The sequence below is a fragment of the Pseudomonas sp. NFX224 genome, from assembly GCF_048565165.1.
Lineage (GTDB): Bacteria > Pseudomonadota > Gammaproteobacteria > Pseudomonadales > Pseudomonadaceae > Aquipseudomonas.
In genome coordinates this window covers 5,816,760-5,832,566 of record NZ_CP183416.1, presented here as the reverse complement: position 1 = coordinate 5,832,566, position 15,807 = coordinate 5,816,760, and the positions used below count along the sequence as shown (strand labels likewise).

The window sequence follows — 15,807 nt, the reverse complement described above, 5'->3', positions numbered from 1 at the left end:
GCTCGCCCCCACGAATGTCCCCGTCAGAACAGATAACTGGCCTTCAGGCTGCCATAGCTACCGTGGCTGTCGCCTCCGCCGCTGGCGCCGACTTCCGCGCCCACACTCAGTGCGCCGAGGTTGGCCATGAGATTGACGCCGCCTGTGAACTGATCCCGATTATCGAAGGCTGCACGCTGCTCAATATCCAGGCCCAGCAAATGCCCTTGGCTATCGACCTCGTGATCACCCAGCACATGTTCGTAACCCACCTGAACACCCGGTACCAGTTGCCAGGCGCCCATGTTGATCGACGCAAACGATGCGTTGAGATTCGCCACGGCACTGCGGCGGGTTTCCTGGATACCCTCAACGTCGAGAGCCAGTTCGCTGCCTTTCTCCTGGAAGCCCGACAGGTCAAGATGGCTGACGCGCACGCCGAGGCTTGGTTCGAGGGTCACGCCGCTGACCGGCACACGGTAGCCCAGCGCCACAGTCAAACCGGTGAGGTTGCCATGAGTGTCGCCTTTGGCCGTGCCAAGGCCACCACCGAGGTCGCGTTTGCTGTCGTAGTCGAGCCAACCGGCGCTGGCATCTGCATCGACAAACACCCCGTGCTCCAGGCCATCCGGGGCGAAACGTGCGCCAGCGGTGAAGAACGTAAGGTCGGTGTCCGCTTCTCCACCCGCCCCACCAACACTGCCCTTGCTATAGCCGAAGCCGCCATAAGCGCTGAGCTGTTCGGAAAAGCGCTGGGTCAGGCCCACCATCAACCCTTGGCTGTGTTCGTTGCTGCTCTGCGCATGAGAGGAGCCATCGGTGCCCAGATAGCCCGCCAAGGCCGTGCTCCACAAACGATATTGGCCGACCTTGAGGTCCGTGCCGCTGCTGAATGGCGCTGCGGCTTGATCGATCAGCGCACCCTGGCGCAGCAGGTAGCTGGCAGCGTCGGCGTGCACCTGACCGCCGACCGTGGACTCGACACCGCCGAGCGTCCCGGCATCGATCGCCGATTGCAGGTAGTAGTTGTAGTCGCTGTAGGTGCCCGAGAGGCTGGAGTTCTGCAATTGTTGCAACAGTTGCGCACCGGCGGCGGCGTTGCCAACCAGGCCTGCCTGACCGGGCAGGCTGTTGTACTCGACCATCTTGCCGCGCAGCACATAAATGGTTTCCTGGGACAGACCCAAACCTTGCTTGAGGTAGTTGTCCATGCTGCCGTATTGCGCGGTCACCTGGTCTAGGCCGGCTTGCAGGTAACTGGCGTCCACGCCAAGCAGCGGCGCATAAATGGCCGCCATGCTCGGTGGCAGTGCCGCCAGGGTCGCCGCCATCCGCGCGGCGGTGTAGTCGTTGGTCGCCAGGTAGTTGCTCATGATCGTGGCGCTGTCGACCCCGGCGATGCTCAGCAGCACGGCGGCAGTCCATCCGGTGCGATCCTTGCCGGCGGTGCAATGGAACAAGGCGGCGCCGTCGACCCCGGCCAGTTCGTTGAACAGTTTGTTGAACTGGCTGCGCATCCCCGCGTCCTTGACGAACGCGCGATTGGTCTCTTGCATCATGGCGAAGGCTTGAGCGGCACTGGTGAACGAGATACTCGTGATGTTCGAGCCGGACGTGGTGGCGCCGATGATGTCGATGTTGCTGTAGGTCGCGCCGGTCAGCGGCGTGTCCGGCGTCGCGGCGATCTCGCTTGGCGTGCGCAGGTCGTAGACCGCTTTGATGCCGAGGCCGTTCAGGATGGCCAGATCCGCCGCGGTCGGGGTCACCGCATTGGAGCGGTAGAACACACCGGCGCGCATCGTGCCGTCATTGGCCGTGGAGTACGCGGTGGTGGTGCCGGCGATATCGCGGAAGTTGTCCATGCCTTTCAGGCGTGGCGTATCGAGAGCAATGCTCTCGGCGGCATTCGCGGCCGCGATGGACAGACTCAAAACAGACAGCGAACACAGAAGACGTTGAAACACGATACAGCCTCATTGTTAATGCGTTGGGCTGGCTAATATCGGTGGCGAAGTGAGACTGAATATTACAAATTTCCGCGAGCAGGAAATCTGTGCGCGATCTGTCCGGGCGGTTCGTTTTCTGTCCGTGGAGTACCTCTGATTTGGCTCATCGTTCAAAGCCTGAAAACGCTTTCGTCGCTCGACGGATGGGATATCCTGCCGACCCGCTTCCCATTCCAAGGGCCATCCATGCTCATTTCACTTATATCGAACGGCCAGTCGCTGACGCCCGATGAACCGCCGATCATGGTCCCCTGGTGGAGCTTCACCAAAACAGTCCTGGCCGCGACCGCGCTGACACTGGTGCGCGATGGTCGGGTCGGACTGGACGACCCACTTCCCGATCAACCGTTCACCTTGCGCCAACTGCTGCGGCATGAAGCGGGACTCGCCGATTATGGCGAGCTTGCGCCCTACCACGCCGCCGTCGCCAACCATGAGGCAGCCTGGTCGGCCGATGAAATGATGCAACGCCTGGAGGGCGCCCGGCTTCGATACAGTCCCGGAACAGGTTGGCACTACTCGAATGTTGGCTACATGCTTGTCGCCAGGCTGATTGAACAGGTGACGGGCCTGACGATTGACCAGGCCGTCAGTCAACGTGCACTCACGCCCTTGGGCCTGTCAGACGTTCGCTTCGCCACGACCCGCGCGGATTTAGCCGGGAACTGCCCGAATTACGACCCCGCGTGGGTCTATCACGGCTTGCTGATCGGCCCCGTTTCACAGGCGGCGCGGTTCCTTGATCGATTGCTCGCCGGGCAGCTTCTGCCTCCGCCATTGCTCGAGCAAATGCAGACGGTGCGGAACTTGGGTGGCCCGATTGCCGGACGCCCTTGGGTTGTTGCCGGTTATGGACTGGGTGTGATGCAAGGCGAAATCGAAGGCGGCTTGCCCCTGTGCGGGCACACCGGCGGCGGGCCCGGTAGCGTCATCGCGGTTTACCGTTGCTCCGATGGCGAAACCTCGGCGTGTTGCGCGGTGTTTGAGCAAGGCGCAGAGCAAGGCGTTGTCGAAGCGCAGTGCGTGCGGCAGCTGCTACAAGCGCTACGACAAGCAGTTTGAGCGGCTGCGCGCCCTACTCCTCAACGCGCCCGGTTCCCTCACGATCATGCTCGTAGTGTCTTGCGAACGGAAACGCCGGTAACCACGATTCGCGACGTACGGTCCAGCATTCGTAAGTGGGATTGAGTTGATCCGGGGCATCCAGCGAACCCAGGTTCACTTCGATTTCGTCGTCACTGCGGGCAAACACCGACGAGCCGCAGCGGGCACAGAAAAAGCGTCCGCCGTAGTCGCGTGTTTCACCCTCGATCTTCACTGCGTCCTGAGGAAATATCGCCGAAGCGTAAAACAGTGCACCGTGATGTTTGCGGCAGTCGAGGCAGTGGCAGAGCCCGACTCGATAGGGACGTCCCGACGCCACGATGCGAACGTTGCCGCACAGGCAACCGCCGGTGAATCGGTCCATGTTGCGTCTCCTCTACAAGCAAGCAGTGGGTACTTGTAAAAATAGCAGCTCAATCAGGACCGACCCGACCATTGACTGGACGCTTTAAAAAAAACCGCTAAGGTCGTTGCTGACATTCCTCAAATTTGCGGAGTTTGCACCGTGACCGAAGATACAAAAACCAAAGGACCGGCCTCGTACTTCCCTTCCATCGAAAAGAAGTACGGGCAACCCATCAACCACTGGCTCGATCTGCTCAAAACAACCAGCGACAAGAAGCACATGGAAATGGTGGCCTGGCTAAAGACCGAACACGGTATGGGTCATGGCCACGCCAATGCTTTGGTTGCCTACCATTTGGCTGCCAGTAAAAGCACTTGACCCTCCAGCATCGCTGTACCGCATGCTGCTGGTTGAACGCTGTAATGTTTCACCGGTTTAACGGTTGAGTATTTAATTGTTCGATAGCCGCCTTTGTGACCGTTCTCTTTCCGTCGGAAGACGATATTTGAGCTATACCCGCTAATCTCCCCTTGCAGTTCTTCAACAGGAGATTGGCAATGAAACTCAGAAACTTACTCACTGTTTTATTGATCACCGCAAGCCTCTTCGGCTGCGCCACATCATCAAACAAAAGTGTGACGGTGAAGCTGGACGCCACCCGACAGAACAGCGGTCATATCGGCAATGTAGCGTTGTCCGACTGGGGCAAACAAACCGGACTCAGCTTCTTCATCAGCGGCGTTCCAAACGGTGTCGTACTGCCCTTGCGCCTCTACTCTTTCATCAACAAAGGCAGCTGCGCTCAACCCGGCCCCGTGGCGTATGAGATGAATGACAAAGTCAACACCGAGCGCCAACCGGTCGGCGGCTGGACTTTTTCAAGAAGCGTACCGGTGCCCTTGTCTGAGCTGCTAGCCAGTGACCACGCCATCGTCGTGCGAACGGCGGCGACCGATGGCAACGTTGATATTTTCTGTGGCGATATCCAGCAAAAGACTCAGTGAAACAACGTCGGACAGGGTCCGATATAAACGACGAGTGACACAGAAATACATCGCTGACAGCCAACGAAACGAAAACTGCGTACTAGTCTTTTACGGGCGCTGTGAATGGTCATGGGGATAAGCCCCAGTGCCTGTTCAGGCTAAAAGTTTGGGGGGTTTACTCACAAAGATCCTTGTATTGCCTTCGATGGTTGAGCGGCCCGCAACAGGGATCTGAACTTGAGAAAGGAAACCCGTATGAACACGCTCCCGCACCGATCCAGGTTTTACCTGGCATGTTCACTACTCATGGCAATCAACGTTGGTCACGCTGCACAGACAGAAAAACCCAACATTCTGTTTATCGTATCCGACGATACCGGCTACGGTGACCTCGGACCCTATGGCGGCGGAGTCGGTCGTGGCATGCCGACGCCCAGCATCGACGAACTGGCGGCAGAAGGTACAACCTTCTTCTCGTTCTACGCTCAACCCAGTTGCACCCCCGGTCGGGCAGCCATGCAGACCGGACGCATCCCCAACCGCAGCGGCATGACCACGGTGGCCTTCCAGGGCCAGGGCGGCGGTTTGCCGGCCGCCGAATGGACACTGGCCTCGGTGCTGAAAACCGGTGGCTATGACACCTACTTCACCGGTAAATGGCACTTGGGTGAAGCCGATTACGCCATGCCCAACGCCCAGGGGTACGACGTGATGAAGTACGTCGGCCTGTACCATCTTAATGCCTACACCTACGCCGATCCCGAATGGTTCCCGGACATGGACCCGGACACCCGCGCGATGTTCACCAAAGTGACCAAGGGTGCCTTGTCCGGCAAGGCCGGTGAAAAACCGGTCGAGGAATTCAAGATCAACGGCGAATATGTGGATACGCCCGTTATCGATGGAAAACCCGGTGTGGTCGGGATTCCTTACTTTGACGGTTATGTCGAGAAAGCCGCACTGGAGTTCCTCGACACGGCAGCCAAGTCCGACAAACCGTTTTTTATCAACGTCAACTTCATGAAAGTGCACCAGCCGAACTTGCCGGCACCGGAGTTCGTGCACAAGTCGATCTCCAAGTCCAAGTACGCCGACTCGGTAGTTGAACTCGACACCCGTATTGGCCGCATCATGGACAAGCTGAAAGCGCTCGGCCTGGATAAGAACACCCTGGTGGTTTACACCACCGACAACGGTGCCTGGCAGGACGTTTATCCGGACGCCGGGTACACGCCGTTCCGTGGCACCAAAGGGACGGTGCGTGAAGGGGGTAACCGGGTACCGGCCATCATGGTCTGGCCGGGCAAAATCAAACCCGCTGTGAAAAACCACGACATCATCGGTGGCTTGGACTTGATGGCGACGTTTGCTTCGGTGGCCGGCATCAAACTGCCGGAGAAAGACCGCGAAGGTCAGCCCATCATGTTCGACAGCTACGACATGACCCCGGTGTTGCTGGGCACCGGTCCATCCCCACGCAAGGAGTGGTTCTACTTCACCGAGAATGAACTGTCGCCCGGTGCTGCCCGTGTCGGTAACTTCAAGGCGGTGTTCAACCTGCGCGGCGATGACGGCGCCCAGACCGGTGGCCTGGCGGTCGATTCCAACCTCGGCTGGAAAGGCGCGTCCAAGTACGTAGCGACCGTGCCACAGGTCTTCGATCTGTTGCAGGACCCGCAAGAGCGCTACGACATCTTCATGAACAACTTCACCGAGCGCACCTGGTCGATGGTGCCCATCAGCATTGCGATCAACAACCTGATGAAAACCTACGCCCAATACCCTCCCCGCAAGATCCAAAGCATGACCTACGACGGACCGGTGGAAATTTCCAAGTACCAGAAGTTCCAGTCGGTACGCGAAGACTTGCAGAAGGAAGGTGTGAACATTCCGATCCCTAACTAGCAGACTGGCGGCAGCCTCATTCGGGGCTGCCGCTGTTCAGGCCAGGTGCGTCGCGCCGGGATCAATGATCTCCAGCCAGGGCCAGCGCGCCTGATAACTCCTGGCCTTCTGTTCGAACAACTGCGGTTTGGAGTTTTTCGGATTGATCCGAAGCAGCCCTAGCTCGGTGTCGCTCAAGCCGTTGGGGGCATAGACTTCGCCGGTTTCAATATCCAGGCCGATGCACGTACCCGCAATCAGGTAGCGATCGATCCCGTCCCTGGACGACTGAAGTTGAGGGTAAGCGCCGCCGAATCGTTGGTGGTACCAAAGGTGCACGCGAGCCTGATTCTTGATTTCGACGTTAACGTCCAGGTCCTGGAACAGCTGCAGTGCAGACTGGATCACCTGGTCCTCGGCCTCCCAGGATAGGTCCTCATCGAAGTAAAACACGTCGTAATCCTTCACGCCCCACTCGGGCGGCAACTGTGCCTGCTGATTCCACACAGCCTGAAACAGGCACCCGGCGGTCAACATGCACTGGCTCAATCCGAGCGCCGGCAAGCGGGCGCTGATTTGCGCGTTGACTGGATTGGTCATGGCGATCCTGACCAGGTTTTCGGCGGTCAATGTCATCTTCGCTACCTCGTTCCCTGTGGTCGCCCATCGTAAACACCTGCGCCCTCAGCGGCTACGCTGAGACAAATAACTGCGCATCCGCCGGGAGGGGAGAACTCATGAAGATTGTGGTGACCAGCGTGATGGTCGGCGATCAGGACAAGGCCTTGGCCTTTTACCGCGACGTGTTGGGTTTTGAACTGAAGCATGACATCCCGATGGGCCAGTTCCGCTGGCTGACCCTCACCTCCCCCGGCGATCCCGACGGCGTCGAGTTGCTGCTGGAGCCCGACGCCCACCCGGCGGCCAAACCCTTCAAATCGGCGGTGAAGCAGGACGGGATACCCTACACCTCATTCGGTGTCGACGATGTGCAAGCCGAGTACGCACGGCTTTGTGCCGCAGGCGTGCGCTTCACCCTGCCTCCGACGGCAATGGGGCCGGTGACCACGGCGGTGTTCGATGACACGTGCGGCAACCTGATCCAGATCGCGCAAAGGCACTGAGTCATCGCCCCCTTCACCTCACACCGGGGAAATCGTCGCCAGCACACCAATCAGAATCGTCACCACCAAAAAACCACCGAGGAAAATCGCCATCTTGCCCATAAGGCCCCCTACGTCATGAATGTGCAGTGCAACCGCTGCTGTTGCGGCGGAGCGTGTTGATAGTGTGGGCCGTAAGCCGTGTGCATAACAGAGGCAGAAAGCGCTGAAAAATACGGATCAGATGTGTATTACAAAGAAACACTATCCCCCAGCACAACAAAAAAGCCCGCTGACCGTTACCAGTCAGCGGGCTTTGTTTTGTGCGGATCAGCTAATCCAGACGCCTCACCTCAACGGTTAAGCAACCCGATCACAACGCCATATCAGCCGCAGCATTCTCTTTCGGTGCCTTAGGCGCTTCGGCCGGCGCAGCGACCGGAGCAGCCACCTGCCCGATCACCGGCGGTGGAGTCAGTTCCAGCACCTTGGCGGTGTAGGCCCACTCCTGGGCAACCTTTTCAGGATTGCCGTTCAGCTGAGTGCCGTAGCTCGGCACGATCTGGTGCAGCTTTTCTTGCCACGCCGGAGTCGCGACCTTGTCCTTGAACACTTTCTGCAGCACGGTCAGCATGATCGGTGCAGCGGTCGAAGCGCCCGGGGAGGCGCCCAGCAGGCCGGCGATGCTGCCGTCTTGCGACGCGACGATTTCGGTGCCCAGTTTCAGCACGCCACCAGCGGCTTCATCACGCTTGATGATCTGCACGCGCTGACCCGCTTGCCACAGACGCCAGTCTTCGGCTTTGGCGTTCGGGAAGTATTCTTTCAGGGCGTTGAGGCGGTCTTCGTCAGACAGCATCAGTTGACCGGCCAGGTACTCGACCAGCGGGTATTCCTTGATGCCGACCTTGGTCATCGGCCACACGTTGTGCGTGGTCGTGGTGGTCAGCAGGTCCAGGTACGAACCTTCTTTGAGGAACTTGGTGCTGAAGGTCGCGAATGGGCCAAACAGGATCACGCGCTTGCCGTCCAGCACGCGGGTGTCCAGGTGTGGAACCGACATCGGCGGTGCACCAACGGAAGCTTTACCGTAGGCCTTGGCCAGGTGTTGCTCGGCAATGGTCGGGTTTTCGGTCACGAGGAACGAGCCGCCGACCGGGAAACCTGCGTATTCCTTGGCTTCAGGAATGCCGGACTTCTGCAGCAGGTGCAATGCACCACCACCGGCGCCGATGAACACGAACTTGGCGTCGGTTTCGGATTTGCTGCCGTCTTTCAGGTTTTTGTAGCTGACGCGCCAGGTGCCGTCGTCGTTCTTGGTGATGTCCTGCACTTCGCTGGACAGCTTCAAGTCGAATTTCGGCGTGGTTTGCAGATGGGCAACGAACTGGCGGGTGATTTCGCCGAAGTTCACGTCGGTGCCGATCGGGCTCCAGGTGGCCGCGACTTTCTGGTTCGGGTCACGCCCTTCCATCATCAACGGGACCCACTTCTTGATCACGGCCGGGTCTTCGGAGTACTGCATGCCGGCGAACAGCGGGCTCGCTTGCAGGGCTTCGTAGCGCTTTTTCAGGAACTTGATGTTGTCATCGCCCCACACAAAGCTCATGTGCGGCGTGGAGTTGATGAACGAACGCGGGTTCTTCAGCACGCCTTGCTGAACCTGCCAGGCCCAGAACTGACGAGAAATCTGGAACGCTTCGTTGATTTCCACGGCTTTCGGGATCGAAACGTTGCCTTTGTCGTCTTCCGGCGTGTAGTTCAACTCGGCCAGGGCGGAGTGACCGGTACCGGCGTTGTTCCAGCCGTTGGAGCTTTCCAGGGCGACGCCGTCGAGGCGCTCGATCATTTCCATCGAGGTGCCGGGTTCCAGCTCATTGAGCCACACACCCAGGGTCGCGCTCATGATGCCGCCACCAATCAGCAGCACGTCGACTTTCTTCGCTTCTTCGGCCTGAGCCGTCGTCATCCCCAACGACAACGCCAACCCCAGCAGGGCTGTGTTCACTTTCTTAAACATCTGTAGCACCTATGATAAAACGCCATCCGCCCTTCCATTCTTAAGCACGCAGCCCCGTGTTTCACGGTAGATCACGGGCTCTGGCACCTTCGAATCGCAGGCTGGGCACACAAGGCCGATTAGTTGCATCGACCCTCGTTATATGTCCCTACTGAACTGACTTTTTATCTTTTTTGGCTTCAGCTACTTGAGCGACAGTGATTCTGTTCGCCCGTCTCAAAGACAGGAAAACTGAATAGGTCAAACCAAGTTGGCGTAAAGAATATCACGTCACGACAAACCCGCGCGTCTGCTCCCGACTGGTTAGTCCGGATACTCGCTGCCGGGCCTCTATACTGATGCTGTTTGCCTCAAAGGGTGCATCGTCATGAGCGATAAAGACTATCTGCGCAAGTACTCCTCCCAAGTGATTGACGGCGTCGAAGCCGCACCCGCCCGGGCCATGTTGCGAGCCGTGGGTTTTACCGACGAAGACTTCCTGAAGCCGCAGATCGGCATCGCCTCGACCTGGGCGATGGTCACCCCCTGCAACATGCACATCGACAAACTCGCGATCGAAGCCGAAAAAGGCGCAAATGCCGCCGGCGCCAAAGGCGTGATTTTCAACACCATCACCATCTCCGACGGCATCGCCAACGGCACCGAAGGCATGAAATATTCGCTGGTATCCCGCGAGGTAATCGCCGATTCCATCGAGGTGGTGACCGGTTGCGAAGGCTTCGACGGACTGGTGACCGTGGGCGGCTGTGACAAGAACATGCCGGGTTGCCTGATCGGGATGGCGCGGCTCAATAGGCCTTCTATCTTCGTCTATGGCGGCACCATCCGCCCCGGTGCCGGGCACACCGACATCATTTCCGTGTTCGAAGCCGTGGGCCAGCATGCACGCGGCGACATCAACGAAATCCAGGTCAAGCAAATCGAGGAAGTGGCGATCCCCGGCCCCGGCTCCTGCGGTGGCATGTACACCGCCAACACCATGGCGTCGGCCATCGAAGCGCTGGGCATGAGCCTGCCGGGCTCCAGCTCCCAGGACGCGGTCGGCAGCGACAAGGCCTCGGACAGTTTCCGCGCCGGCCAGCAGGTCATGGAGTTGCTCAAGCTCGACCTGAAACCGCGCGACATCATGACCCGCAAAGCCTTCGAAAACGCCATCCGCGTGGTGATCGCCCTCGCCGGCTCCACCAATGCCGTGCTGCACCTGTTGGCCATGGCGCACGCGGTGGATGTCGAGTTGACGCTGGATGACTTCGTGGAACTGGGCAAGATTTCCCCGGTCGTCGCCGACCTGCGACCCAGTGGCAAATACATGATGAGCGAGCTGGTGGCCATCGGCGGCATTCAGCCCTTGATGAAGCGCATGCTCGCGGCCGGCATGCTGCACGGCGATGTGCTGACCGTCACCGGCAAGACCCTCGCTGAAAACCTCGAAAACGTGCCTGACTACCCCGAAGGCCAGGACGTGATCCTGCCCTTCGACCGGCCGATCAAAAAGGATTCGCACCTGGTGGTGCTGCGCGGCAACCTCTCCCCCACCGGCGCGGTGGCCAAGATCACCGGCAAGGAAGGTTTGCGCTTTGAAGGCACGGCGCGGGTCTACCACGGTGAGGAAGGTGCGCTGGCCGGTATTCTCAATGGCGAAGTGCAGCCCGGTGAAGTGATCGTGATCCGCTACGAAGGCCCCAAGGGTGGGCCGGGCATGCGCGAGATGCTCTCGCCGACTTCGGCAGTGATGGGCAAGGGATTAGGCAAGGATGTGGCGCTGATTACCGACGGGCGTTTTTCCGGTGGTTCACACGGTTTCGTAGTGGGCCATATCACACCGGAAGCCTTTGAAGGCGGGCCGATTGCGCTGATCGAGAACGGCGACAAGATCACCATCGATGCCGAAACCCGGCAAATCACCGTGGATGTGTCCGATGCTGAATTGGCCGAGCGCAAGACCCGCTGGGTGCGACCGGAATCGAAGTACAAGCGCGGAGTGTTGGCCAAGTATGCGAAGACGGTTTCCAGCGCTTCGGAGGGGGCAGTGACGGATAAGTACCTTTAAAGTCAAAAGATCGCGGCCTGCGGCAGTTCCTGCAGGGAGACGCATTCCATTGGAGCTGCCGAAGGCTGCGAACTTTTCATCCACACCTCAAAGACGAAAACGATCCACCGACTGCGACAACTGCCCCGCCATCAATCCACTGCCCGCATCTTCCATTACAGGAGAAATCTGCTAGGTTGTACGACGACCTACAACAACAAGGAAACACCCATGAAAAAAGTCAAAGTGCTGATTGGTTTTCTCTGCCTGTTCAGCGGCTACGTCGCCGCCGCCTCCTCTTCACCCGACAACGATGTTGCACAAGCCGTCGATCATCTGACCGACGCCATGCTGCACAAGAACATCACGCAGCTTCAGACCTTGACCGCCGATAACCTGACCTACGGGCATTCCAGCGGCAAGATCCAGAACAAGAAGGAATTCATCGCCGATATCGAAACCGGCAAAAGCGCGTTCAAGACCCTTGAGATGCAGAACCAGACCATCACCGTTTCCGGCGATGTCGCGCTGGTCCGCCATCACTTCTCGGCTCAGGCGCTGAAGGGTACGGAGGTAGTTCCTACCGAGATCGAGAACTTCCAGATCTGGCAGAAACAGGATGGGAAATGGTTACTCGTAGGACGACAAGCCTTCAAATTCTGACCTGACGCAAATGTGTAGCAGCCGGCTGAGCCAGCTGCTACATCCTCCTTCTTCAGGCCACGCCGACTTCCACCCTGCCCTGATTCAACCGCACCGGCCAAACCCGTAACCGCTGCTGCGGGTATTCCAGGCAACTGCCGTCTTCCAGGCGAAAGTGCTGCTTGTAGATCGGCGACGCCACCACCAGATCGCCCTTGATGCTGCCGACCAGACCACGTCCAATGACGTTGGCGCCGGACTGCGGGTCATGGTTATCGATGGCGTAGAGATTTTTGCCCTCCGCGCCCGGCAGGTAAAACAGCGCCACCTGCGCGCCGTCCAGCCACACCACCACACCGGAATCGTTCACCAGGTCCTGCTGGCTGCATACCGAGTGCCAGACGTCGACATTTTCCACGCGTTGGGTATTGGAAAGGCTCATCAGACAATCTCCTCGGTAACAGGGATAAGGTTGAGTTCGGCGGCCATGATCGGGCGTCGTTGGCCGCGTTCCTGAACAAAGTGGATGTCCGGGTCAGGGCGTTTATCGTTGACGAAGGTGCGGAAGCGCTTGAGTTTTTCCGGGTCCTTGAGAGCGTTGGCCCACTCGCATTCGTAGCGATTGACCACCAATTGCATCTGCGACTCAAGTTCAGCACCCAGGCCAAGGCTGTCATGGATGATCACATCCTTGAGGTAGTCCAGGCCGCCCTCCAGGCTTTCGCGCCATACCGAGGTGCGCTGCAACTTGTCGGCGGTGCGGATGTAGAACATCAGGAAGCGGTCGATGTAGCGGATCAGGGTCGCGTCATCCAGATCGGTGGCGAACAGCTCGGCGTGCCGTGGACGCATACCGCCGTTGCCGGCGATGTACAGGTTCCAGCCTTTCTCGGTGGCAATCACGCCCACGTCTTTGCTTTGCGCTTCGGCGCATTCACGGGTGCAACCGGACACCGCGAACTTGAGCTTGTGCGGCGAGCGCAGGCCTTTGTAGCGGTCTTCGATGGTCAGGGCCATTTGCACGCTGTCCTGCACGCCATAACGGCACCAGGTGCTGCCGACGCAAGACTTCACCGTGCGGGTCGATTTGCCGTAGGCATGCCCGGTTTCGAAACCGGCTTCGATCAACTCGGCCCAGATGTCCGGCAACTCATGCAACTGCGCGCCAAACAGGTCGATGCGCTGGCCGCCGGTGATCTTGGTGTAGAGGTCGTATTTCTTCGCCACCACGCCAATAGCGATCAGTTTGTCGGCGGTGATCTCGCCGCCGGGAATGCGTGGCACCACCGAATAAGTGCCGTTTTTCTGCATGTTGGCCATGAACGTGTCGTTGGTGTCCTGCAATGGCACCAGCGACGGGTCCATGATCGGCTGGTTCCAGCACGACGCCAGGATCGAACCCACTGCCGGTTTGCACACGTCGCAACCGGTGTGGCCACGGCCATGTTTGGCCAGCAGTTCTTCGAAGGTGATCACCCCTTCCACCCGCACCAGCGCATACAGCTCCTGCCGGGTGTAGGCAAAGTGCTCGCACAGGCTCTTGTCGACGCTGACCCCGCGGGCAATCAATTCATGCTCGAAGACTTGCTTGAGCAACCCGGCGCAACCGCCGCAACCGGTGCACGCCTTGGTCTGCGACTTGAGCAGGCCGAGGTCGGTGCAGCCGCCGTCGATGGCCGAGCAGATCGCGCCCTTGGTCACGTTGTGGCAGGAGCAGACCGTGGCCGTTTCGGGCAAGGCGCCCGGGCCGAGGGTCGGCGCACCTTCGGACGACGGCAGGATCAACGCCGCCGGTTCCGATGGCAAGGCAATCGCGTTCTGCATGTATTGCAGCAGCGTGTCGTAGTAACTGTTGTCGCCGATCAGCACCGCGCCGAGTACGTGCTTGCCGCTGGCGTCGACCACCAGGCGCCGGTAGCTGGCGGTGGTTTCGTCGATGAACTGATAGCTGCGCGCACCCGGCGTGTTGGCGTGGGCATCGCCGATGGAACCGACGTCGACGCCCAGCAATTTGAGCTTGGTCGACATGTCCGCGCCCTGGAACGGCTCGGCGGCGTCATCGCACAAACGCGCTGCGACACTGCGGGCCATTTGGTAACCGGGAGCGACCAGGCCGAACAGGCTGCCGTTCCACGAGGCGCACTCGCCAATGGCGTAGATGTTCGGGTCGCAACTCAGGCAGGTGTCGTCGATCACCACGCCTCCGCGCGGGCCGATCTCCAGCGCGCACTGGCGGGCCAGCGCGTCTTGTGCGCGGATACCGGCAGAAAACACGATCAGATCGGTTTCGAGGAATTCGTCGTTGGCGAAATTCATCCGGTAGCGGAATTCTTCGCCGGCGCTGATCGATTGCGTGGCGCGGGACAGATGCACACCGACGCCCAGCCGCTCGATTTGCGCCTTGAGCGCCAGTCCACCGAGGTCATCCAACTGCACCGGCATCAGGCGCGGTGCGAATTCCACTACGTGCGCTTCAAGGCCCAGGCTTTTCAGGGCATTGGCCGCTTCGAGGCCGAGCAGTCCACCGCCGACCACCACGCCGCGCTTGGCATTGGCCGCTGCAGCACGAATGGCATCAAGGTCTTCGAGGGTGCGGTACACCAGCCGCGAATCGCCTTCGGCACCTTCGATCGGCGGCACGAACGGATAGGAGCCGGTGGCCAGGACCAGTTTGTCGTAAGCAACGCAGCCTTGCGCGGTGATCACCTGACGATGCTCGCGATCGATTTCCAGCACCGGCACACCCAAGTGCAGCGTGACGCCCGGCGTTTGATACAACGACGCCTCACTCAGCGCCAGCGACTCGGCATCGCGACCGGAAAAGTATTCAGACAAATGCACACGGTCGTAGGCGCGCATCGGCTCTTCGCTGAAAACGTGCAACCGATAGCGGTCAAGGGCACCGCGCTCGATCAACTGCTCGACACAATGATGCCCGACCATGCCATTGCCGATCACGATCAGTGTTTGATGCTTGTTCAACGCGGCTACATTGGAATTCATAAATGACACCTGCCCATCACGGTTCAAAAAGCAAAAAAAAACGCCTGAAACCTTGCGGTTCCAGGCGTCTTTGCCTGTTCTTTTGCGGTGTTGAAACCAGACGGCCATGCCTGATCCACCGAGAGTGCCCACGACCTGTGCGGTTGTTCGATCATCGTTGACCGAGTGGGCGGTCCATCTTTTTCAGATGGCGCTGAGGAGGTGAATGCAGTGTTTGTGCCAGTCGAGCGCAGGAGCCGGAAAGATGCGTGCCGAGCCCCTGCCAGCAAGGCTTTTGGCAAAGTGCGCGGGATCGTCAGCGGGTGATTTCGCAGGCGGAAAGGGTTCAGAAAATCGCTTCGCACTGGTGCACGTTATCGATCATCGCGCTTTAAAAGTGCGCAAAAAAGCTGTGGGAGCCAGCCTGCTGGCTCCCACAGGGGTTAGGGTGTTCGAGGGGTCAGCAACACCGCGTATTACATTTCCCACGTCCAAACCGCGCTTCCTGACGCTCGCGAAAAAAAGCCTCGTAACTCATCACCGGCTCTCCGGGATGGTTGATCGCCATCTGCGCGACATAGTTGTCGTAATCCGGGACGCCCACCATCAAACGCGCGCTCTGGCTGAAGAATCGGGCGGTTTGCTGCAATTTGCGGAACATGGCGGTGCTCTCAATGAGGTTTCGACCACCCGATGTAACACCACGGATGTATCTGCACTGTGTCC

Annotated in this window: 14 protein-coding genes; 7 read left to right on the top strand and 7 right to left on the bottom strand. The window is 59.2% G+C overall.

Annotation, left to right across the window (positions count from 1 at the left end):
• Window positions 1–23: 23 nt before the first annotated feature.
• Complete coding sequence (locus tag ACNYC6_RS26720) at window positions 24–1,943, bottom strand: tyrosine-protein phosphatase (protein ID WP_419709913.1); 1,920 nt, start codon at window positions 1,941–1,943, stop codon at window positions 24–26.
• 228 nt (window positions 1,944–2,171) lie between these two features.
• On the opposite strand from ACNYC6_RS26720, the gene ACNYC6_RS26715 reads away from it, so the two are divergent.
• Entirely contained in the window at window positions 2,172–3,047 is an 876-nt protein-coding gene (locus ACNYC6_RS26715; RefSeq protein ID WP_419709912.1) for a serine hydrolase domain-containing protein, read from the top strand.
• A gap of 13 nt (window positions 3,048–3,060) precedes the next feature.
• On the opposite strand, the gene ACNYC6_RS26710 is transcribed toward ACNYC6_RS26715, so the two are convergent.
• Complete coding sequence (locus ACNYC6_RS26710) at window positions 3,061–3,453, bottom strand: GFA family protein (protein WP_419709911.1); 393 nt, start codon at window positions 3,451–3,453, stop codon at window positions 3,061–3,063.
• Between the two features lie 141 nt (window positions 3,454–3,594).
• Between ACNYC6_RS26710 and ACNYC6_RS26705 the strand changes: the two genes are divergently transcribed.
• The 3 genes from ACNYC6_RS26705 to ACNYC6_RS26695 all read left to right on the top strand — a co-directional run bounded on the left by ACNYC6_RS26705 (window position 3,595) and on the right by ACNYC6_RS26695 (window position 6,326).
• On the top strand, window positions 3,595–3,813 hold the full coding sequence (locus ACNYC6_RS26705) for a DUF4287 domain-containing protein (RefSeq protein WP_419709910.1): 219 nt from the start codon (window positions 3,595–3,597) through the stop codon (window positions 3,811–3,813).
• A gap of 179 nt (window positions 3,814–3,992) precedes the next feature.
• On the top strand, window positions 3,993–4,439 hold the full coding sequence (locus tag ACNYC6_RS26700; RefSeq protein WP_419709909.1) for a hypothetical protein: 447 nt from the start codon (window positions 3,993–3,995) through the stop codon (window positions 4,437–4,439).
• Window positions 4,440–4,727: 288 nt separating this feature from the next.
• Window positions 4,728–6,326, top strand: a complete 1,599-nt coding sequence (locus ACNYC6_RS26695; protein WP_419709908.1) for an arylsulfatase — start codon at window positions 4,728–4,730, stop codon at window positions 6,324–6,326.
• Window positions 6,327–6,362: 36 nt separating this feature from the next.
• Here ACNYC6_RS26695 and ACNYC6_RS26690 read toward each other — a convergent pair whose 3' ends face one another.
• Window positions 6,363–6,941, bottom strand: a complete 579-nt coding sequence (locus ACNYC6_RS26690) for a nucleotidyltransferase family protein (protein ID WP_419709907.1) — start codon at window positions 6,939–6,941, stop codon at window positions 6,363–6,365.
• 101 nt (window positions 6,942–7,042) lie between these two features.
• On the opposite strand from ACNYC6_RS26690, the gene ACNYC6_RS26685 reads away from it, so the two are divergent.
• Window positions 7,043–7,429 (top strand): VOC family protein, encoded by a 387-nt coding sequence (locus tag ACNYC6_RS26685; RefSeq protein WP_419709906.1) that lies wholly within the window; start codon window positions 7,043–7,045, stop codon window positions 7,427–7,429.
• 352 nt (window positions 7,430–7,781) lie between these two features.
• Here the strand turns inward: ACNYC6_RS26685 and mqo are convergent, their stop codons facing one another.
• A complete protein-coding gene (mqo, locus tag ACNYC6_RS26680) occupies window positions 7,782–9,428 on the bottom strand; it encodes a malate dehydrogenase (quinone) (RefSeq protein WP_419709905.1) in 1,647 nt (548 codons plus the stop codon).
• A gap of 367 nt (window positions 9,429–9,795) precedes the next feature.
• Here mqo and ilvD point away from each other — a divergent pair, with 367 nt between their 5' ends.
• Both ilvD and ACNYC6_RS26670 read left to right on the top strand, forming a co-directional pair.
• Window positions 9,796–11,478, top strand: coding sequence for a dihydroxy-acid dehydratase (gene ilvD / locus ACNYC6_RS26675; protein WP_419709904.1), 1,683 nt, complete (start codon window positions 9,796–9,798; stop codon window positions 11,476–11,478).
• Window positions 11,479–11,688: 210 nt separating this feature from the next.
• Window positions 11,689–12,120 carry a nuclear transport factor 2 family protein gene (locus ACNYC6_RS26670; RefSeq protein WP_419709903.1) on the top strand — a complete coding sequence of 144 codons (432 nt, stop codon included), beginning with the start codon at window positions 11,689–11,691 and terminating at the stop codon, window positions 12,118–12,120.
• A gap of 52 nt (window positions 12,121–12,172) precedes the next feature.
• Here the strand turns inward: ACNYC6_RS26670 and nirD are convergent, their stop codons facing one another.
• The 3 genes from nirD to ACNYC6_RS26655 form a co-directional block, all read right to left on the bottom strand.
• The gene (gene nirD, locus ACNYC6_RS26665; protein ID WP_419709902.1) at window positions 12,173–12,541 is read right to left on the bottom strand and encodes a nitrite reductase small subunit NirD; all 369 of its coding nucleotides are present in this window, start codon (window positions 12,539–12,541) and stop codon (window positions 12,173–12,175) included.
• Entirely contained in the window at window positions 12,541–15,102 is a 2,562-nt protein-coding gene (nirB, locus tag ACNYC6_RS26660; protein WP_419709901.1) for a nitrite reductase large subunit NirB, read from the bottom strand. Before nirB ends, nirD begins: the two co-directional genes overlap by 1 nt.
• A gap of 439 nt (window positions 15,103–15,541) precedes the next feature.
• Window positions 15,542–15,742 carry a YbdD/YjiX family protein gene (locus tag ACNYC6_RS26655; protein WP_419709900.1) on the bottom strand — a complete coding sequence of 67 codons (201 nt, stop codon included), beginning with the start codon at window positions 15,740–15,742 and terminating at the stop codon, window positions 15,542–15,544.
• Window positions 15,743–15,807 lie beyond the last annotated feature (65 nt).